Origin of the sequence: Brevibacterium renqingii (assembly GCF_017808105.1) — a bacterium.
Taxonomy (GTDB): Bacteria; Actinomycetota; Actinomycetes; order Actinomycetales; family Brevibacteriaceae; genus Brevibacterium; species Brevibacterium renqingii.
In genome coordinates, this window is record NZ_JADBHF010000006.1 from 53824 (window position 1) to 73086 (window position 19263).

Annotated in this window: 17 protein-coding genes; 15 read left to right on the plus strand and 2 right to left on the minus strand. The window is 66.8% G+C overall.

Annotated features, from left to right (window positions below):
- Positions 1-92 precede the first annotated feature (92 nt).
- Positions 93-581, minus strand: coding sequence for an inorganic diphosphatase (locus IHE57_RS07545; protein WP_209325880.1), 489 nt, complete (start codon positions 579-581; stop codon positions 93-95).
- Between the two features lie 106 nt (positions 582-687).
- On the opposite strand from IHE57_RS07545, the gene dacB reads away from it, so the two are divergent.
- From dacB to IHE57_RS07565, 4 genes are all read left to right on the plus strand, one after another.
- Complete coding sequence (dacB, locus tag IHE57_RS07550; RefSeq protein ID WP_253720053.1) at positions 688-2181, plus strand: D-alanyl-D-alanine carboxypeptidase/D-alanyl-D-alanine endopeptidase; 1494 nt, start codon at positions 688-690, stop codon at positions 2179-2181.
- Positions 2178-3194 carry a zinc-dependent metalloprotease gene (locus IHE57_RS07555; RefSeq protein WP_209372201.1) on the plus strand — a complete coding sequence of 339 codons (1017 nt, stop codon included), beginning with the start codon at positions 2178-2180 and terminating at the stop codon, positions 3192-3194. The genes dacB and IHE57_RS07555 overlap by 4 nt, the downstream gene beginning before the upstream one ends.
- Positions 3187-4227 carry a tRNA lysidine(34) synthetase TilS gene (gene tilS / locus IHE57_RS07560; protein WP_209372204.1) on the plus strand — a complete coding sequence of 347 codons (1041 nt, stop codon included), beginning with the start codon at positions 3187-3189 and terminating at the stop codon, positions 4225-4227. The genes IHE57_RS07555 and tilS overlap by 8 nt, the downstream gene beginning before the upstream one ends.
- A gap of 254 nt (positions 4228-4481) precedes the next feature.
- Complete coding sequence (locus IHE57_RS07565; RefSeq protein ID WP_209372206.1) at positions 4482-5930, plus strand: endonuclease/exonuclease/phosphatase family protein; 1449 nt, start codon at positions 4482-4484, stop codon at positions 5928-5930.
- 3 nt (positions 5931-5933) lie between these two features.
- On the opposite strand, the gene IHE57_RS07570 is transcribed toward IHE57_RS07565, so the two are convergent.
- Positions 5934-7208, minus strand: a complete 1275-nt coding sequence (locus IHE57_RS07570) for an amidohydrolase family protein (RefSeq protein WP_209372208.1) — start codon at positions 7206-7208, stop codon at positions 5934-5936.
- 127 nt (positions 7209-7335) lie between these two features.
- On the opposite strand from IHE57_RS07570, the gene IHE57_RS07575 reads away from it, so the two are divergent.
- The 11 genes from IHE57_RS07575 (at position 7336) to lysS (ending at position 19262) form a co-directional block, all read left to right on the plus strand.
- Complete coding sequence (locus IHE57_RS07575; RefSeq protein WP_209372210.1) at positions 7336-8607, plus strand: MFS transporter; 1272 nt, start codon at positions 7336-7338, stop codon at positions 8605-8607.
- A gap of 46 nt (positions 8608-8653) precedes the next feature.
- On the plus strand, positions 8654-9205 hold the full coding sequence (hpt, locus tag IHE57_RS07580) for a hypoxanthine phosphoribosyltransferase (protein ID WP_209325873.1): 552 nt from the start codon (positions 8654-8656) through the stop codon (positions 9203-9205).
- Positions 9206-9385: 180 nt separating this feature from the next.
- A complete protein-coding gene (ftsH, locus tag IHE57_RS07585; protein ID WP_209372212.1) occupies positions 9386-11569 on the plus strand; it encodes an ATP-dependent zinc metalloprotease FtsH in 2184 nt (727 codons plus the stop codon).
- Positions 11569-12192 (plus strand): GTP cyclohydrolase I FolE, encoded by a 624-nt coding sequence (gene folE, locus IHE57_RS07590; protein WP_209325871.1) that lies wholly within the window; start codon positions 11569-11571, stop codon positions 12190-12192. Before ftsH ends, folE begins: the two co-directional genes overlap by 1 nt.
- 7 nt (positions 12193-12199) lie before the next feature.
- Complete coding sequence (gene folP, locus IHE57_RS07595) at positions 12200-13069, plus strand: dihydropteroate synthase (protein WP_253720055.1); 870 nt, start codon at positions 12200-12202, stop codon at positions 13067-13069.
- Positions 13066-13974, plus strand: a complete 909-nt coding sequence (folK, locus tag IHE57_RS07600) for a 2-amino-4-hydroxy-6-hydroxymethyldihydropteridine diphosphokinase (RefSeq protein ID WP_209372213.1) — start codon at positions 13066-13068, stop codon at positions 13972-13974. Before folP ends, folK begins: the two co-directional genes overlap by 4 nt.
- A 28-nt stretch (positions 13975-14002) precedes the next feature.
- Positions 14003-14464, plus strand: a complete 462-nt coding sequence (locus IHE57_RS07605) for a DUF3180 domain-containing protein (RefSeq protein ID WP_209325869.1) — start codon at positions 14003-14005, stop codon at positions 14462-14464.
- The gene (locus IHE57_RS07610) at positions 14461-14961 is read left to right on the plus strand and encodes a PH domain-containing protein (protein ID WP_209372215.1); all 501 of its coding nucleotides are present in this window, start codon (positions 14461-14463) and stop codon (positions 14959-14961) included. The genes IHE57_RS07605 and IHE57_RS07610 overlap by 4 nt, the downstream gene beginning before the upstream one ends.
- Before the next feature lie 2 nt (positions 14962-14963).
- Positions 14964-16772, plus strand: a complete 1809-nt coding sequence (locus tag IHE57_RS07615) for a PH domain-containing protein (RefSeq protein ID WP_209372376.1) — start codon at positions 14964-14966, stop codon at positions 16770-16772.
- Positions 16769-17659, plus strand: coding sequence for a Rossmann-like and DUF2520 domain-containing protein (locus tag IHE57_RS07620; RefSeq protein WP_209372217.1), 891 nt, complete (start codon positions 16769-16771; stop codon positions 17657-17659). The genes IHE57_RS07615 and IHE57_RS07620 overlap by 4 nt, the downstream gene beginning before the upstream one ends.
- Before the next feature lie 43 nt (positions 17660-17702).
- Entirely contained in the window at positions 17703-19262 is a 1560-nt protein-coding gene (gene lysS / locus IHE57_RS07625) for a lysine--tRNA ligase (protein ID WP_209325866.1), read from the plus strand.
- The last annotated feature ends 1 nt before the right edge of the window (position 19263 follow it).

Consider the following 19263-nt stretch of genomic DNA (forward strand, 5'->3'; position numbering starts at 1 on the left):
AATCGTGACCGACATCACGGACTGTGAATGAGAAGACCGCCCGGACGAGAGCATCCGGGCGGTCGAAGATCAGACGAAGAGCGGGGAGAGGCTCAGTGTCCCTCTGCCTTGAAGCGTTCGATGGAGGCGTTGATCTCGGCCTCGGCGGCCTCACGGGCCGCCCAGCTCGAACCCTTGACGTACTTGCCGGGCTCGAGGTCCTTGTACCGGCTGAAGAAGTGCTCGATCGAGTCGAGCGTGAACTTGTCGACGTCGGAGATGTCGTTGACGTCGTCCCAGCGGGGGTCTCCGGCAGGCACAGCCAGCACCTTGTCGTCGCCGCCGGCCTCGTCCTCCATCTGGAACATGCCGATGGGGCGGACGTCGATGAGCACACCGGGGAACAGGGGCTCGGGCAGCAGCACGAGCACGTCGAGCGGGTCACCGTCGTTTCCGAGAGTGTCCTCGATGAAGCCGTAATCGGCGGGATACTGCATCGAGGTGTAGAGGTAGCGATCGAGCTTGACCCGACCGGTCTCGTGATCGACCTCGTACTTGTTGCGAGATCCGCGCGGAATCTCGATTGTGGCCAACAGTTCCATAGTGCTCCTTCACGTTAGGGGTGCATCACTAGAATAGATGGTACAAGTCCCCGTCACCGTCCACCGACGGCGACCGCAGCCCGGTCGTCGAGGAATGAGAGCGCGTTTGAACGACATCCCCGATGAGGCGGACCCACCGCACCCGCCGGAGTCCGATTCCCCACGCGCCGACCGCACCGCCGCGAAGCGTCGCAGGAGGCGGAGGAAAGGAGGCGCCGTCACCGCCGGAGTCCTCGTGCTCGCTCTCGGGGCCTACGCCGTCGTCGACGCCTACGATCTCGTTCCCGAACTTCCCGGCATCCTCACCACCGACCCGCCGATCGAAGTCCAGGCCGTCCCCAGGCCTGACGCTCATGGCACCCGGGTGCCCGCACCGACCTCGGCGGTCGATGATTCCGCGCCCGTGCCGACGACGGTCCCGGCGAAGATCGATGCCATCCTCGAAGCATCCGAGGTCAAGGGCTTCGGCCTCGAAGTCCGGGACGGCCTCAGCGACGAGATCCTCTACGCGAAGAACGAGACGAAGCCTCGCACACCCGCCTCGGTGACCAAGGTGCTCACCGCGGCTGCGGCACTCACGTCCATCGGCGGGGAGAAGCGCCTGGCGACGACGACGAGCTTCGACGAGGAGACGGGCACGCTGACCCTGACCGGGGGAGGGGACGTGCTGCTCTCGTCCGGGGATTCCGATCCGGGCTCGGTCAATGGGCACGGTGGGCTGCGCACGCTGGCCGAGGACACTGCGGAGGCGCTCAAGGCCGACGACGTCACCGAGGTGACTCTGGGCCTGGACACGAGCCGGTACACGGGTGAGCCCTTCGACTCCGGGTGGGAGAGATCCGACATCGCCAAGGGCGTGATCACCCCGATCCGTCCGCTGATGATCGACACTGCCTACATCGGTTCGAAGGACAGGGAGTGGCGCGCGCGCAGCGAGCACCCGGCCGCCGATGCCTTCGCAGCTTTCGAGAAGGAGCTGAAGAGGACCGGAATCACCGTCAACCGCGCCGAGCAGCGCGCACCCGCATCCGAAGGTGCCGAGGAGATCGCCCGGGTCGAATCGGCGACGATCTCCGAGATCGTCGAGTACGCCCTCGTCCACAGCGACAATGTCGTCGCCGAGATGCTCGGCAACGAGGTCGCGATCGCCCAAGGGGAGGACGGGAGCCTCGAGACCGGCCCGCGGGCTGTGCTCTCGGCCCTCGGCGACTCGATCGATCTCGGACGCACCCACCTGGTGGACACCTCGGGGCTGTCCTACGACAATCGGATCGCCCCACATGACCTCACGACCGTTCTCCAGGCCTCCGTCGACGCCGATGATTCGCTCGCCGGCCTCATCAGCCACTTCCCGGTCGGAGGCCTGACGGGCACCCTGACGGACAGATTCGCCAAGGAGAGGAACGCCACCGGAGTGGTGCACGCGAAGACCGGAACACTGTCGACCGTGACCTCCCTGGCCGGAGGCGTGCTCGACGCCGAGGGACGCTACCTCGTGTTCTCCATCCAAATCGACGACGTGGACAAGGACAAGATCTTGGAAGCCAGGAAGACTGTGGACGACATCGTCACCGCCCTTGCGAATTGCGGTTGCCGATGATCGTCGATGAGAGGTTCGCCGCCCGCACCGCCCGCGAGCTCGTCTCCGCCGCGCAGGTCCCCGACCCCGGTGAACTCGATGATCTCGTGACCGGAATGAAGGACAATGCGCTGACCGCGCAGGATCTGGTGCTCAACTCCTTCCTGCTCGACCCCGCACACGCCGATGATGTGCGGACCCGACTGGCCGCCGGGACTGTGCTCGTGCTCGACCAAGTCGGCTGGGTCAAGGCCAACGCCCAGTCCGTCAACGGCATGGTCGACGAGGCCGCTCTGCCGGCGCCCGTCGGGCCGACCACCGCCAAGGGCGCCGCCGTCGAGATCGCCGGTGTGCTGTCCCTGCTCTCGACCCGAGTGCTCGGTCAGTTCGATCCTTTCGCCGTCGAGACCGGACGACTGATGTTCGTCGCCCCGGCCGTGCTCATCGCCGAGGAGGCCATGCAGGTCGACGCTCGAGACTTCCGTATGTGGGTCGCCCTCCACGAAGCCACCCACCAGGTCCAGTTCGCCACCGCACCCTGGCTGCGCGACCATATGCGCTCTCTGCTCTCGGGCGTCGTGTCGACCCGCGTCGGCATGCCCGAACTCGGAGGGATCGTGGATCTCTTCGCCACGGTCGGACGCATCCTCAAGGGCGAGGCCAGCCTCGTCGATCTCATTCGGGACGAGGAGATGCGGGCGGCCCTGGACGAGGCCACCGCGATCCTCTCTCTGCTCGAAGGCCATGCCGATGTCGTCATGGACGAGGTCGGGGCCGATGTGATCCCGAGCGTGCGCAGACTGCGCCGGAAGTTCGAAGCGCGCCGGGACGCGGGTCAGGGCGGCTTCCTGTCGAATCTGCTCGGGATGGACCTCAAGCTCGCTCAGTACCGCGACGGGGCGAAGTTCGTCCGCGCAGTCCGCCGCGAGGTCGGACAGAAGGGCTTCTCCCACATCTACACCGAACCGGCCAACCTGCCGAGCACCGAAGAGATCCACGAACCGCGGCTCTGGCTCGACCGTGTCCATGGCTGACCGCATTCCGCCGAGGCGACCGACCCTCGATCCTGCCAGCGGCGCCGTCCGCAACGCCGTGCGGGCGTGTCTCGCCGCCGCGGCCGACCTGCCTTCGGGTCCTGTGAGCGGGGCGGAGGGCGCGGTCGTGCCCGAGCTCATCGTCGCCGTGTCCGGGGGAGCGGACTCGATGTCGCTGCTCCACGCCTGCGCCTTCCTCCACCGCCGAGGCGACATCCGCGCCCGCGCCGTCACCGTCGACCACGGGCTCCAATCCGAGACCGCCGAGGTGGCCCACAGAGTCGCCGCCACTGCCGAGTCCTGGGGTATGCCCGCCGAGGTCGTGGGTGTCGATGTCAGCGCGACGGACGAAGGGCTCGAGGCCGCGGCGAGGAACGCACGCTACGCCGCACTCGAGTCCGCACGAACGAACGCAGGAGCCGATTGGACGCTGACCGCCCACACCCGCAGCGATCAGGCCGAGACGGTTCTGCTCGGACTCATGCGCGGATCGGGCACCCGGTCCCTGGCCGGCATGAGCCCGCGCACCGGTCGGCTGCTGCGTCCGCTGCTCGGCCTCGACCGGGAGCAGACGGAAGCGGCCTGCCGGGCGCAGGGCATCGAGATCTGGGACGACCCGATGAACGCCGACACCGCCTTCGCTCGAGTGCGGACGCGCCGGCTGCTGGCAGGTCTCGAAGCCGAACTCGGTCAGCCGATCGCAGCGAACCTCGCTCGCACCGCTGACCTGTGCCGAGCAGACGCCGACTACCTCGACGCCCGGGCCGCAGAAGCGGGGGCGCACTTGCGCGGGCTCGCTTCGCTGCCTCTCGAGAGCTTCACGGGGCTCGAGGACGCGGTCCTGGGCAGAGTCCTCCGCGACTGGGTGATCTCACTCGGTGTGCCCGCCCAGAATCTCGGTGCGGCCAGGGTCGCCGAACTCAGCGCCCTCATCCGCAATGGGGGTCGCGGCCGGCTGTCCCTGCCGGGGGACACCGAACTCCTCGTCGGGCAGGGCAGCGTGGTCTTCCAACGGGCGGCCAAGGCTCGCTGACGACCTCGGTCGCCCTCGGCCGCGTCGAGAACGACGGAACATCGGACCGACAAGACGACCTGCGAATGAACAGGCGTTGAACCTCAGGTGCCGGCACCCGGAACGGGCGGGCCGAGACGGTCGGGATCACTATGATGTTCCTGGTCAGCCCCTTATTCAGAGAGAGGTCCGGTTTGTCCCTGAGGTCTGTTTCGTCCCGACGAAGCTCACTGCTCTGCGCTGGAACAGCGTTGGCTCTGGCGCTGGGGAACGCGGTGAGCCCCCTTCCTGCGTCGGCTGCCGCGGCCCAGCCGCCGTCGGCGACGATCGACGAATTCACGGTGCTGCAGCTCAACATCTGGCATCAGGGGACTCAGATCCCCGAGGGCATCGAACGCATCGCAGACGTCATCGAGGAGACCGGCGCTGACGTCATCATGCTCTCCGAGGCCGGATCGGCAGCGAAGTCGATCAGCCGGGAGCTCAACAGCCGCGGCCTCGAAACGTCCAGCAAGTCCACGCTCGACGCCGGAGTCGTCTCCCGCTTCCCGATCACGGAGTCGTCGGCAGCAGACGGGTTCGCCAGAGCCGTCCTCGACCTCGGAGGTCAGGAAGTCGCGGTGTATTCCGGTCATCTCGAGTACCGCTATTACGCGAACTACCTGCCCCGGGGCTACGGCGGGGGGACCCCGCCCCCGCTGCCGACGAGCGAATACGGATGGGATGAGATCCCGTCGGGGCCGATCACCGACACCGATCTGATCTCCGAGATCAACCGCGAGTCCGGTCGCAGCGAAGCCGTGGCACGAACGGTCGAGGCCGCCGAGGAGGACCGCGGCCAAGGTCGTTCGGTGCTCATCGGAGGCGACTTCAACGAGCCCTCACACCTCGACTGGACCGAGCGCGCCGAAGATCAGCACGACCACCACGGAGTCGTCATGCCATGGGATTCGACGATGGAGCTCGAGAAGGGCGGATACCTCGACGCCTACCGCCACGTCCACCCCGACGAGATCACACACCCCGGTGTGACATGGCCGGCAGGAAACACGGCTTTCTCGACCTCCGAACTGAGCTGGACGCCGAAAGCGGACGAACGGGACCGAATCGACTTCGTATTCGACTCCGCCGACGACGCTCTCGAGGCCACGGCGGCGAAGATCGTGGGCCCGCGCACTTCGGTCGTCCGCGATGAGTTCGTCGACGAGGATTCGCAGGACGAGTTCTTCACACCCAGGGCCGCCTGGCCGAGCGACCACAAAGGCAATCTCATCACCTACAGCGTCGAGAACGACGAGGACCCGACAGCAGACGATGAGGCAGACTCGTCAGCCGAGGGATCCGAGGGAGCTGAGGGAGCCGAGGCCGGCACGGACTCGGCAGGGGACTCCGAGCCCGGCGAAGCCGCCGACAGCGATGCCGACGCCGTTTCCGGAACGGACGCCGGCGGCAGAGACAGTGATGAAGCGGGCACTGGGACCTCTGATGATGCCGGCGCCGCCTCCTCCGGTGATGAGGGCGCTGGAGGGTCCGAGGCCGCAGCCGCCGCCGATGCCGGCAGCTCCTCTGCTGTCCGCGCTTCCGCTGACGCCGACGACTCGGAGGCCTCACATCCGGCGGGAGACCTTCCTCGGACCGGGATCGGCCTGACCGGCCTCGGCGGTGGTGCGGTGCTCATCGGTCTGGGCGCGCTCGCCGTTGCGATCAGCCGACATCGGAGATGACACTCAGCCCAGACGCAGGCCACCCAGCAGCTCTCCGCCAGAGGCGATGAGCCGACCGGACCTGAACACGTCTCGGTCTCTCGGGCAGTCCATGATCGCCGAGGTGACCGTATCGGCCTCGAGCAGGATGAAATCGGCCGGGGCGCCGACGGCCAGGCCGAAGCGCTCGTCCTCGGTCAGCGGCGACCCGTCCGGACGGGCGCCGGCCATGATCTGCGCACCCCCGCGGGAGGCGATGTCGAGGCAGTGCTCGATGTCCTCGTCACGGCGGAACCCGTTCGTGAACGCGAGCTGCCAGGCGCGTCGCAGCAGATCGCCGTCGCCGTAGGGGCTCCAGTGGTCGCGCTGCCCGTCCTCGCCGAGACCCAGGGCGATGTGCTTCTCCGCGATCACCGACTGGGGCAGCACGCCGTTCTGCGGAGCGACAGTGGTCAGTGACACTCCCGCCTCGGAGAGGAGGTCGAGCACCCTCCGCACTTGGGCGTCGGGGCTCGTATGCAGAGCGAAGGCATGTGAGACCGTCACCTGACCGGACATCGCCAGAGCCTTCGTGCGCGCCGCGATCTCCTCGAGGGAGAACACTCCGGCCGTGCCGGTCTCGTGCAGGTGGATGTCGACGCCCTTGCCGTGCCTCTCGGCCAGATCGAACACGGTGTCGAGGTGGGAGACGGGATCACGGTCGTAGAGCAGCGGATCGAGCCCGCCGACGAGATCGGCGCCTTCGCTCAATGCCGCATCGAGCAGCTCCCGGACGCCCTGCTCCCGCACGATTCCCGCCTGCGGGAAGGCCACGATCTGGAAGTCGAGGACATCGGCATGAGCGTCGAGGGCCTCCTTGACCCCGCGGAACCGTTCGAGCCCGCAGTCGGAGTCGACCTGTGCGTGCGAGCGGATGCGGGTCCCACCCGAGGCGATGATCGTCCCGACGGCGAATGCGGCCTGCGCGGCGACGCTGCGCTCGCCGTGGCGCCAGTTCTCTCGGTCATCCATGATGAGTCCGTGCAGGGTGCCGTCGGAGGTGTGCGGTCGGAAGGTCTGGCCCATCCGATTCGAATCCAGGTGTGCATGGACGTCGCCGAGGCTGGGCAACAGGACCCGGCCTGCACCCTCGACGACCTCGGCTCCGATCCCGTTGCTCCGAGGCCCGTCCTCGCTGTGGTCCGGCGCAGTGTCCGAGGCCGGAGAGATGCCGGAGATACGTCCTTCGGAGATCTCGACATCGACTGCAGGGGCATCTGCGGTGCGCGGGAAGAGGCGCACGTTCTTCACGACCGTCATCGGTCCAGAATACGGAGTCGCAACGGTATACCATCGGAGGCTGTGCCTGTCTGTCGTGTCGGATGCGATCGCTTCCGCTGCCCGGTCCGGTCGCACGATGACGACAGACGTCTGGAAGGATGAGCCCATGACGACTACGCCCGAGTTCGGGTTCCGCCGCACTCGGGGCCTCGATGCACTCGCCCTGGCCTGCCTCGTGCTCATCGCGGCCTCGCTCCGTCCGGCCGCGTCCTCGCTCGGTCCCGTGCTGTCCGAAGTCACGACCGGCTTCTCGCTCGCCGAGTGGCAGACCGGACTGCTCACAGCCCTGCCCGGCCTCGTGTTCGCCGCCTGCGGCGTCATCGCCGTGCCCGTGCTCAAGCGGCTCGGACTCTTCTCCACACTGCTGCTCAGCTGCGCCTGCATCATCCTCGGCGTCGGCCTCCGAGCGGTCGTCACCGGGTGGGTGTCCTTCGCCCTGCTCACGGTCCTCGCCCTGGCCGGGATGTCGATCGGCAACGTCATCCTGCCCGTCTACGTCAAGACCCGGTTCCCGCATCGGCCCACGCTCGGCGCCACGACCTTCACCGTCTCACTCGGTCTCGGATCCATGCTGCCGGCTCTGCTCACCGCGCCGCTGGCAGCACAGTTCGGCGACTGGCGTTTCGGGCTCGGCTTCTGGCTCGTGCTGCCTCTGTCGGCGCTCATCACCTGGACCGTGCTGCGCCTGGTCGGTTCTGTGCCCGATCTCGGGCGGCAGCAGGACCCCGCCGCTGGCGAACGGAAGGAAGAGCCGCCTCGGCGCTCGGTGCTCGCCTCACCGAAGGCCAGGTACATGGCGATCTTCTTCGGCCTCCAATCGGCCAATGCCTACGTCCAGTTCGGGTGGCTGCCCCAGATCTACCGCGACGCCGGTCTCGACCCGGTGCTCGCCGGCATCATGCTCACGGTCGTCACGTTCGGCGGGCTGCCGGGCGGGTTCCTGGCTCCGCAGATCATCGTGCGAAGCATCGCCCCACGCGTCTTCCTCGTCTCCTTCGGAGCCAGCGCGGTCCTCGGCTACCTGGGACTGCTGTTCATCCCCGCGACCACGCCGGTGGTGTGGGCGATCCTGCTCGGCTACGGGGGATTCGCCTTCCCGGCCGCGCTCGCGCTCATCACCTACCGGACGAGGGAGGTCGCGGTCACGGCGGCCACCTCCGCATTCGTGCAGTCCTCAGGCTATGTGCTGGCAGCCATCGGGCCGCTGGCCGTCGGCGGCCTGCTCGGATGGAGCGGGAGCTGGGCGGTGCCGCTGTGGCTGATGGTCGGCATCTCCGCACTCATGGGCATCACCGGGTGGCTCTCGGCCGCGCCGGGCAACGTCGACGAAGAGCTGGCGATCGGCGCCGGGCGCAGTGGCACCGGTGAGGGGAAGTGACCCATAATGGAAGCTCCAGGACCCCATCTGAGGAGAAGCGACACCCGTGGACATCAACGATCTCGGCAATGACATCGACAAGGTACTCGTCTCGGAAGAGCAGATAGCCGCACGACTCGTTGAACTGGCAGCCGCCATCGATGAAGACTACAAGGACAAAGACATTCTCCTCGTCGGCGTCCTCAAGGGTGCTGTGATGGTCATGGCCGACCTCGCCCGGGCCCTGCACTCGCCGGTGACGATGGACTGGATGGCCGTGTCCTCCTACGGTTCGGGAACGAAGTCCTCCGGCGTCGTGCGCATCCTCAAGGACCTCGACACCGACCTGACCGACCGTCACGTGCTCATCGTCGAAGACGTGATCGACTCCGGTCTGACCCTGTCCTGGCTGGTCCAGAACCTGCGCACCCGCGGGGCGGCCACCGTCGAGATCTGCACCATGCTGCGCAAGCCCGAGGCCGTCAAGGTCGATATCGACGTCAAGTACGTCGGCTTCGACGTGCCCAACGAGTTCGTCATCGGATACGGACTCGACTATGCGGAGAAGTACCGCAACGTGCCCTTCGTCGCGACCCTGGCTCAGCACGTCTACAGCTGATCCCTCGCGCCGCCGCAGAATTGCGCCCGCGGCGAACCGATCTGCGGCCTGATGCCTGTGACGGAACAGATCCGGGCGCATTCGGGCTATGACGGTGCGAAGTACTAGGCTGTGGGGGATGTTCCCAGGCAGCCTCGGTAGCCTGAAGCGGTTGCCCACATCTTTTTCCTGAGAGGACTTATGGCCGAGTCGAACAAACGTCGCCCGCTGCTCAACAAGGCGACGAAGGGCCCGTTGGTCTGGATCGTCATGGCACTGCTCGTGGTGTCCATCGGCGCTCTGCTCTTCAGCCAGACCGGATTCAGCCAGATCGACACCGAACAGGGCCTGCAGCTGCTGGGGGACGACAAGGTCGAACAGGCCAAGATCGTCGACAAGGATCAGCGCGTCGACCTCACCCTCAAGGACGACTACAAGGTCGATGGCAAGGACTTCGGCAAGAAGGTCCAGTTCTTCTACGTCGAACAGCGCGGTGACCAGGTCATCAAGGCCGTCGACTCCGCCGCGCCGGACAAGGGCTTCACCGACGAGGTGCCCAAGCAGAGCTGGCTGATGTCCCTGCTGGGCACCCTCATCCCGTTCGTCATCATCTTCGTCGTCTTCTGGTTCCTCATCTCCCAGATGTCGGGCGGGAAGATGATGAACTTCGGCAAATCGAAGGCCAAGCTCGTCAACAAGGAGAACCCGGACGTCACCTTCAAAGACGTCGCCGGAGTCGACGAGGCACTCGAAGAGCTCGAGGAGATCAAGGAATTCCTCGCCGAACCCGAGAAGTTCAAGGCCGTGGGCGCGAAGATCCCCAAGGGCGTGCTCCTCTACGGCCAGCCCGGCACCGGTAAGACCCTCCTGGCCAAGGCCGTCGCCGGGGAGGCCGGAGTGCCCTTCTACTCGATCTCCGGTTCCGACTTCGTCGAAATGTACGTCGGCGTCGGCGCCTCGCGCGTGCGCGACCTGTTCGAGCAGGCGAAGTCCAACGCCCCGTGCATCATCTTCATCGACGAGATCGACGCCGTCGGCCGGCAGCGCGGCGCCGGCATGGGCGGCGGACACGACGAGCGTGAGCAGACGCTCAACCAGCTGCTCGTCGAGATGGACGGCTTCGACGTCAAGACCAACGTCATCCTCATCGCCGCGACCAACCGACCCGATGTCCTCGACCCGGCCCTGCTGCGTCCCGGCCGCTTCGACCGCCAGATCCCCGTCGAAGCTCCGGATATGAAGGGCCGTCGGCACATCCTCGAGGTCCATGCCGCCGACAAGCCGCTGGCCGACGAAGTCGACCTCTCCCAGATCGCCAAGCGCACCCCCGGGTTCTCCGGCGCGGATCTGGCCAACGTGCTCAACGAGGCGGCTCTGCTGACCGCCCGCGAGAACGCGAAGGTCATCGACAACCGGATCCTGGACGAAGCGATCGACCGCGTCATCGCCGGTCCGCAGAAGCGGACCCGGCTGATGAACGACAAGGAGCGCCTCGTCACCGCCTACCACGAGGGAGGACATGCTCTCGTGGCCGCGGCGATGAACCAGACCGACCCGGTCACGAAGGTCACCATCCTCCCGCGCGGTCGCGCCCTGGGCTACACCATGGTGCTGCCCAGCGAGGACAAGTACTCGACGACCCGCAACGAACTGCTCGACCAGCTCGCCTACGCCATGGGCGGACGGGTCGCCGAGGAGATCGTCTTCCACGATCCGACGACGGGAGCGAGCAACGACATCGAGAAGGCGACGAACATCGCCCGCAAGATGGTCACCCAGTACGGCATGAGCGAGAAGCTGGGCATGGTCAAGATCGGCGACGACCAGTCCGAGCCCTTCGCCGGCCGCGGCTACGGCGGCGGCGATGAGTACGGGGACTCGACCCTGTCCTCGATCGATCGCGAAGTCCGCACGCTCATCGACTCCGCCCACGCCGACGCCTACTGGGCGCTGACGCGCAATCGCGATGTGCTCGACAACCTCGCCTATCAGCTGCTCGAACGCGAGACCCTCGACCAGGCGGCGCTCGAGGCGATCTTCGCCGATGTCGCCAAACGCCCGATCCGCGAGGTCTGGCTGGCCCATGACGACCGTCCCGTGTCCGAACGCGGACCGATCGACCCGCCGTCGTCGCCGAGCAGCCGGAACACCGGTGAGGGCTCGGGAGGCGCCGAGGTGGACACCACCGACCTGCCCGGGGCCGGTCCCTCGGGCGTGAGCGGGCCGAACGTGCCGCAGAACCCGCCGGGTCCACAGAACCCGAATGATCCCGGAACCTCGGGACCGGGCAGACTCGGCGGTCCTGCAGGCGGACCTGGGCGGCCCGGCGACGGGGGACCGAACACCACCGGCACGAACGACGACGACAGAGGGAACAGCATCTGATGGCCGATATCGAAGAGGTCTCCGCCGGCCTCGGACCTGCCCCAGCGGGGCATGAGAACAAAGTCGACCAGGACCGGATCGCTGCGGCCGTGCGTGAGATCCTCATCGCCGTGGGCGAGGACCCTGATCGTGAAGGGCTCGTCGAGACTCCGGGCAGAGTCGCACGAGCCTATGAAGAGGTCTTCGCCGGACTCCACCGCGAACCGTCAGAGGTCCTCGGCGTCACCTTCGACATCAGCCACGAAGAACTCGTGCTCGTGCGCGACATCGACCTGTACTCGACGTGCGAACACCACCTGGTCCCCTTCCATGGGGTCGCCCACATCGGATACATTCCGAGCAGACAGGGCAAGGTCACGGGCCTGTCGAAACTGGCCCGGCTGGTCGAGGTCTTCGCCCGCCGCCCGCAGGTGCAGGAGCGCCTGACTTCGCAGATCGCCGACGCCCTCGTCGAGCATCTCGATCCCCAGGGAGTCATCGTCGTCGTCGAGGCCGAGCACCTGTGCATGACAATGCGCGGGGTCCGCAAGCCCGGGGCTTCGACGATCACCTCGGCCGTGCGCGGCCAGCTGCGCGAAAGCGCCTCCCGCGCTGAAGCGATGAGCCTGATCCTCGGACGCTGAGCCGGCGATGGACGATTCAGCGATGCACCGGCAGACGAAGATCATGGGCGTGCTCAATGTCACGCCCGACTCCTTCTCCGACGGCGGACTCTACTTCGACCACGACAGGGCCATCGCCCACGGTCTCGAACTCATGACCGCCGGCGCCGACATCATCGACGTCGGGGGCGAGTCGACGAGGCCGGGTTCGGTGCGCGTCGACGAGGACGAGGAGCTGCGCCGCGTTGTGCCCGTCGTCCGTGAACTCGCCGCCGCCGGTGCGGTGATCAGCGTCGACACGATGCGTGCCCGCGTCGCCCGGGAGTCGCTGTCCGCCGGTGCCCACATCATCAACGACGTCTCCGCCGGACAGTCCGACCCGACCATGCTCGGTGTCGCTGCGGAGGCAGCGGCCCCCATCGTCCTCACGCACTGGCGCGGCTACCTCGACCAGGCGTCGGCGACCTTCCACTACGAGGATGTCGTCGCCGAGGTGATCGCCGAACTGCGCGCCCGCATCGACGAAGCCATCGCGGTCGGCGTGGACCCGGCGAACATCATCGTCGATCCCGGTCTGGGATTCTCGAAGAACGCCGAACACAATTGGCAGATCCTGGCCGCCCTCGACGAATTCGCCGCACTCGACCACCGTCTGCTCGTCGCGGCCAGTCGGAAGCGGTTCATCTCCAGCCTCATCAGTCCCGCGGATCCGAAGCTCGCCGAACAGGCGGCCAAGGATCAGGCGACGGCCACGATCTCGGCGATCTCCGCACAGGCCGGAGCCTGGGCGGTCCGCGTCCACGACCCGGCCACCTCGGCGATCGCCTGCCGCGTCGTCGCGGCCGTGGCCGACCACGCCCCGAACGCCCGTCCGGCCGATACCGGGGGACAGGCATGACCGGCACCGAGGCGGGAGGCGCTCCCGATCGCATAGAGCTGCGCGGACTGACGGTGCGCGGCAATCACGGTGTCTTCGAGTTCGAGAAACGTGAGGGCCAGGACTTCGTCATCGACGTCGTCCTGCACACCTCGGTCAGCCGCGCCGCGGCCACCGATGACCTGAGCGAGACCATCCACTACGGTGAGCTCGCCGAAGATGTCGCCGGCATCGTCGAGAACAACACCTTCGACCTCATCGAAACCCTCGCTGAACGCATCGCCGAGCACTGTCTGAGCCTGTGCGCACACGTCGAGGTCGTCGTCCACAAGCCGGCGGCCCCGATCCGACGGACCTTCAACGATGTCAGCGTCAGTGTCGAGCGCTTCCGTGTCGAGTCCCGAACCGAGCCGGACTCGCGGACGGAGGCATACCTCAACCTCGGGGCCAACCTCGGCGATGCCCGCGACACCCTCGACCAGGCCGTCGAAGCGCTCGACCGGCACCCGGACATCAGCGTCGAGCGCCGATCCTCGCTGTACCGGACCGCACCCTGGGGAGGAGTCGAGCAGAACGACTTCCTCAACCTCGGACTCATCGTCTCCACCACCCTGACAGCGGCCGAGCTCCTGGCCGTGGCCCAGGGGATCGAGGTCGCCTGCGGGCGCACCCGCGAGCTGCGCTGGGGACCGCGGACACTCGACATCGACCTCATCCGCTTCGGCTCCGGCGCAGACGAACTCATCAGCGACACCGACCGTCTCAGGCTGCCGCATCCGCGCGCCCGCGAACGTGCCTTCGTACTGGCACCATGGGCCGAGCTCGTCGGCGACACCGCGATCCTCACACCGGAGGGGAGACGTCCCATCACCACCGTGCTGAGCGAACTCGGCGACCAGGAGGTCACTCGGATCAGCTCACCATAGACGACTGCGATCTGAGAGACTGAGACCTATGCACAGAACGTCCTCGTCCACCCTCGCCGTCTGGGCCGTGATCGGCACGGTGCTGGCTATCGTGGTCGACGTGGTGCTCGAAAGCCAGGGCTTCTCACTGCCGGGCCTGCCCTGGTTCGCTATCATCGGCATGCTCGTCCTCGCCGCCGTCCTGCTCGTCCTCGGCTGGCCGATCAAGAAGTGGAACGACGGGGACCGGACCAAGGAGATCGACCCGATCCAGGCGGCCCGCGTCGCAGTCATGGCCAAAGCCAGCGCCCTGACCGGGGCGGGACTGGCCGGATGGTACCTGGGCAATGCCGGCTACTACTTCCTGTCCGCACCGGGGATCCGCAACGATCTCGCCGCCGGTATGCTCGTCGCCATGGTCTCTGCCGCCGCGCTGATGATCGTGGGCCTCATCGTCGAGGGCTTCTGCGAGATCCCGCCCCAAGACCCACCGGGAGCTGAAACAGCATGAACCGCGATTTCTCCTTCTCCATCGGCACCGATGTGCCCTTCAACCGGGTCAGCCCGAAGTACGGGCTGAAAGAAGTCCTCGCCACTATGATCATCGTGGTGCCTCTGCTCGTCGTCGGTCTCGTCCTCGCGATCGTCTTCACCGCCGAAGCGCCCTGGCTGCACATCATCTGGATCGCCGTCCTGGTCTACGGAATCGCTGCTCCCATCGTCATCCTCCGGCAGGCGAAGGCCATCGGCTACGCCGAACGCGCCGACGACCTGCTCATCCGCCGCGGCATCATGTTCCACAAGGCCACCGTCGTGCCCTATGGTCGGCTGCAGTTCGTCGACGTCGACGCCGGCCCCGTCGATCGCATGTTCGGACTGGCCACAGTCAAACTCCACACCGCCTCGGCAGCGACCGATGCGACGATCCCCGGACTGCCCAGAGCCGAAGCCGACCGTCTCCGCGACAGCCTCGCCGGACTCGGCCGGGCCAACATGGCAGGGCTGTGACCATGGATGAGGGCTCGCCACCCGCCGAGGCGGCACCCGAGGTCTGGCACCGCGTCCACCCGCTGACGCCGATCCTCGAGAGCCTCGGCGTTCTCGTCGGCATCTTCATCGCCGCAGCCTATGGTCTGCAGAACTTCTTCCAATCGGCGGTGGAGGACCTGGCCTCCGGCCGCAGCGTCAACCTGACCTTCGCCGATTGGCTGCGCGGACATCCGCTGGTGATCCTCGCCGTCGTCGGCGGGATCGTCCTCGTCCTCCTGCTCACCGCCTTCTTCAGCTGGCTGGCCTGGCGGGTCATGGGCTATCGGATCGACGCCGAGGCGATCTACTACCGGCGGGGGGTGCTGTCGAAGAAGCTGCGCAAGGCCCGCCTCGATCGGGTCCAGTCCATCGACCTGCAGCAGAAGCTTCTGCCGCGGCTGCTCGGCATGGCCGAACTCGTCTTCGACGTCGCCGGCGGGACGGATTCGAACATCTCCCTGAAGTACCTGTCGAAGAGACGAGCCGAAGAGCTGCGCGACGAACTGCTGAACGCGGTCAGGGCGAAGAAGCGACAGGGCACAGCGACGCAGGCGAAGGACCGCAGCTCCGGGGGAGAGGCGGCCACCGGGGAGGAGAGCGCACCCGCCCACGGTGCCGCTGCACCCGCATCAGGTCCGGTCGCCGCCATCCCCTCCGCAACGGTCGGGCACCAAGCCGAGGAGCCGAGCGGCGCCGGTGAGACCGCCGAAGGAATCGACCGCTCCATTCCCGAACGGCGAGACGACAGCCTCGGCGTGCGCCTGACCAAACGGCTCGGCGCCATGGCCGACGGTGTCTCGGCCGAGGCCGAATCCGGGCTCAACGACCTGCTCGCTCCCTACCGCCTCGCACCCAGCATCGGCAGAGAAGGCGAGATCATCCGCGTTCCCGTCCACCGGGTCGTGATCGCCTCCCTGCTCAAGACCGAGACTCTGGTGTCGATCGCCGTGGTGGTGCTCGTCGTCATCAGCGCCATCGTGCTCCTTGCCTTCGGGGTCAAGGAAGCGTTCATCCCGATGCTCGTCGGTGTCCTGCCCGGAGTCTTCGCGGCCTTCTCCGTGTTCAAGAAGAACCTCGACAACGCGAACTTCGTCGTCCGCCTCGACGAGAACGGTCTCGCCGTCAGCCACGGCCTTTTCTCGACCTCACGGAAAGTCATCCCACTCGATCGCCTGCAGGCGGTGTGCCTCCACCAGCCGCTGCTGTGGCGCTGGGCCGGATGGTGGCAGGCCGAGTACAACATCGCCAGCGCCGGCGGCAGCAAGGACTCGAACCTGCTGCTGCCGGTCGGCGACGTCGAGCAGGCGCTGCTCATGGTCGGCTTGGCGCTGCCGGATCCGCAGCTGCCCGACGATATCGCCGCCGATGCCCTGGTCCGCTCGGCCATGTACGATCGCAGGTCGAGCGATCCGCAGGCGCCGGCCGCCGAGATGCTCTTCCACAGCCAGCCCCGCTCCTCACGGATCCTCGACCCCCTCGTGTGGAAGCGGCGGGCCTATGCGCTGACCGGTTCGATGCTCGTGCTGCGGCTCGGTGCGCTCGAACGACGCGTCGACTTCGTCCCCCACGTGCGAGTGCAGTCCCTGCGCTACCACCAGGGTCCGCTCATGCGCGCTCTCGGACTCGGCACGGTGGCCGTGCATTCGACCGCCGGCCCCATCGATCCCCGAGTCACCCACCAGAGCGAAGACGAGGCGAAGCGCTTCTTCACCGAGCACGCCGAACGCACTCGCATCGCCCGCCTGCGCTACGATGACGCCGCGAAGACTGCGAAGGAGGACGAACGATGAGTCAGGAGGATGCGCCGCGACTGGGCATCGGAATCATCGGCTGCGGCCGGGTCGGAGCCAGCATCGGAGCAGCCTGGCGGCAAGCCGGACACGCGATCATCGGACTCAGCGCCACCTCGGCGGCCAGTCGCGAACGCGCCGAAGACATGCTGCCCGGCGTCCCGGTCCTCGACCCCGACGAGATCGCCGAACGAGCCGAGCTCGTGCTGCTGGCCGTCCCCGACGACGAGATCGCTCCTCTGGTGACCGGCCTGGCCGACCTCGGCCGCATCCATGCCGGTCAGATCCTCGTGCACTGCTCGGGCAGGTACGGCACGGACATCCTCGAAGCGGGAACTCGGCGCGGCGCTCTGCCCATCGCTCTGCACCCGTCCCTGACATTCACCGGGACGAACGTGGATCTGTCACGGCTGCGCCAGGCGACGATCGCCGTCACCGCCCCTGCACCGATCCGTCCGGTGGGAGAAGCGCTTGTGGTCGAACTGGGTGCCGAACCGATCGAGATCGCCGAGGCCGACCGCCCTCTATACCACGCAGCCATCACCCACGCCTCGAACCACTCGATCACGATCCTGTCCGAAGCCATGGAGATGCTCTCCGAAGCGGGGGCGGCCGACCCCTCTCATGTGCTCCATGCCCTCGTCGACGCCAGCGTGGCCAACACCCTGCAGAACGGACCGAAGGCGCTGACGGGACCGGTCAGCCGCGGCGACGTCGGGACCGTCGAGGCCCATTTGGCGGCGCTGAGCGAATTCAGCCTGAGCCGATCGAATCCCGGGGCGCGCAACAGCTACATCGCGCTGGCCCGATCGACGACGGCGAAGGCCCTGGCGCTGGGACGGATCACCGAGGCTCAGGCACAGCGGATACTGGCGATCCTCGACTGAATCCGAATTCCCCCGCATGCCCGGTCCACGGTAGCCTTGAGGCATGGCGAATACCGACTCGAAGACTACTGAGAACGCAGACCTTTCACCCGAACATCTAGATCCGGAGCAGATCCGGATCCGGAAGGAAAAGCGCCAGCGTCTCCTCGATGCCGGAACCGAAGCCTACCCCGTATCTGTGGACCGCACCCACACCCTCGTCGAGGTCCACTCCGCCCATGACGGGCTCGAGGCAGGGGATGAGACCGAGGACATCGTCGGCGTCATCGGCCGTGTCGTCTTCGTCCGCACCACCGGCAAGCTCTGCTTCGTCACGCTGCAGTCCGGTGACGGAACTCGCCTGCAGGGGATGCTCTCGCTGCGCGAGGTCGGTCAGGAGCGCCTCGACGACTTCAAGACCGATGTCGACCTCGGCGACTTCCTGTTCCTGCACGGCCGGGTGATCAAGTCCAAGCGCGGAGAGCTCTCGGTGCTCGCGGACTCCTGGGCACTCGCCTCGAAGGCGATCCGTCCGTTGCCGGGCCTGCACACCGAACTGGCCGAGGACACGCGTGTCCGCCAGCGCTACCTCGATCTCATCACCCGCGAACAGGCGCGGGAGACAATGCTCACTCGCGCGAAGGTGATGACCTCGCTACGTCGGACCTTCGCCGAGCAGGACTTCGTCGAGATCGAGACCCCGATGCTGCAGACGATGCACGGCGGGGCCTCGGCTCGCCCGTTCAAGACCCACATGAACGCCTACGACATCGACATGTACCTGCGCATCGCCCCCGAGCTGTTCCTCAAACGGGCCATCGTCGGCGGCATCGAGAACGTGTTCGAGATCAACCGCAATTTCCGCAATGAGGGTGCTGACTCCACGCATTCCCCTGAGTTCGCCATGCTCGAGGCCTACCAGTCCTTCGGCGACTACCATTCGATCGCCGATCTGACGAAGACTCTGATCCAGAACGCCGCGCAGGATGCCACCGGCTCACTTGTCGTGACCCTTGAGGACGGCACTGAATTCGATTTCGGCGGGGACTGGGCGGTCGTGAGCATGTACGATTCCCTGTCCGAGGAATCCGGCGTCGAAGTGACTCCCGAGACAGGTCTGGACGTGCTCGACAAGATCGCCGCCGACAACGATGTCGATCTGACGGGAGTCTTCCGCTCACACGGCAAATACGTCGAGGAGCTGTGGGAGCACTTCTATCAGGATCGGCTGTGGGAACCGACCTTCGTCACCGACTTCCCGGTCGACACCTCGCCGTTGGTGCGGGAGCATCGGACGAAGAAGGGCGTCGTCGAGAAATGGGACCTCTACGTGCGCGGCTTCGAACTGGCCACCGGCTACTCGGAGCTCGTCGACCCGATCATCCAGCGCCAGCGCTTCGAGGCCCAGGCCGCCGATGCCGCCCGCGGCGACGAAGAGGCGATGGGCCTCGACGAGGACTTCCTCATGGCGATGGAGCACGGAATGCCTCCGACCGGCGGGATGGGCATGGGGCTCGATCGTCTGCTCATGGCATTGACCGGTTTGGGAATCCGCGAAACAATCCTGTTCCCATTCACGAAGCCTTTGGCCGCTTCGCATGAGGACACGGCTCAGGAGGGCTGAT

Coding starts and splice junctions, on each gene's coding strand:
- IHE57_RS07575 (WP_209372210.1), top strand. CDS start 7,336: ATGACGACTACGCCCGAGTTCGGGTTCCGCCGCACTCGGGGCCTCGAT.
- IHE57_RS07605 (WP_209325869.1), top strand. CDS start 14,003: ATGCACAGAACGTCCTCGTCCACCCTCGCCGTCTGGGCCGTGATCGGC.
- folP (WP_253720055.1), top strand. CDS start 12,200: ATGGACGATTCAGCGATGCACCGGCAGACGAAGATCATGGGCGTGCTC.
- folK (WP_209372213.1), top strand. CDS start 13,066: ATGACCGGCACCGAGGCGGGAGGCGCTCCCGATCGCATAGAGCTGCGC.
- IHE57_RS07620 (WP_209372217.1), top strand. CDS start 16,769: ATGAGTCAGGAGGATGCGCCGCGACTGGGCATCGGAATCATCGGCTGC.
- tilS (WP_209372204.1), top strand. CDS start 3,187: ATGGCTGACCGCATTCCGCCGAGGCGACCGACCCTCGATCCTGCCAGC.
- IHE57_RS07610 (WP_209372215.1), top strand. CDS start 14,461: ATGAACCGCGATTTCTCCTTCTCCATCGGCACCGATGTGCCCTTCAAC.
- IHE57_RS07555 (WP_209372201.1), top strand. CDS start 2,178: ATGATCGTCGATGAGAGGTTCGCCGCCCGCACCGCCCGCGAGCTCGTC.
- ftsH (WP_209372212.1), top strand. CDS start 9,386: ATGGCCGAGTCGAACAAACGTCGCCCGCTGCTCAACAAGGCGACGAAG.
- IHE57_RS07615 (WP_209372376.1), top strand. CDS start 14,964: ATGGATGAGGGCTCGCCACCCGCCGAGGCGGCACCCGAGGTCTGGCAC.
- IHE57_RS07570 (WP_209372208.1), bottom strand. CDS start 7,208: ATGACGGTCGTGAAGAACGTGCGCCTCTTCCCGCGCACCGCAGATGCC.
- IHE57_RS07545 (WP_209325880.1), bottom strand. CDS start 581: ATGGAACTGTTGGCCACAATCGAGATTCCGCGCGGATCTCGCAACAAG.
- folE (WP_209325871.1), top strand. CDS start 11,569: ATGGCCGATATCGAAGAGGTCTCCGCCGGCCTCGGACCTGCCCCAGCG.
- lysS (WP_209325866.1), top strand. CDS start 17,703: ATGGCGAATACCGACTCGAAGACTACTGAGAACGCAGACCTTTCACCC.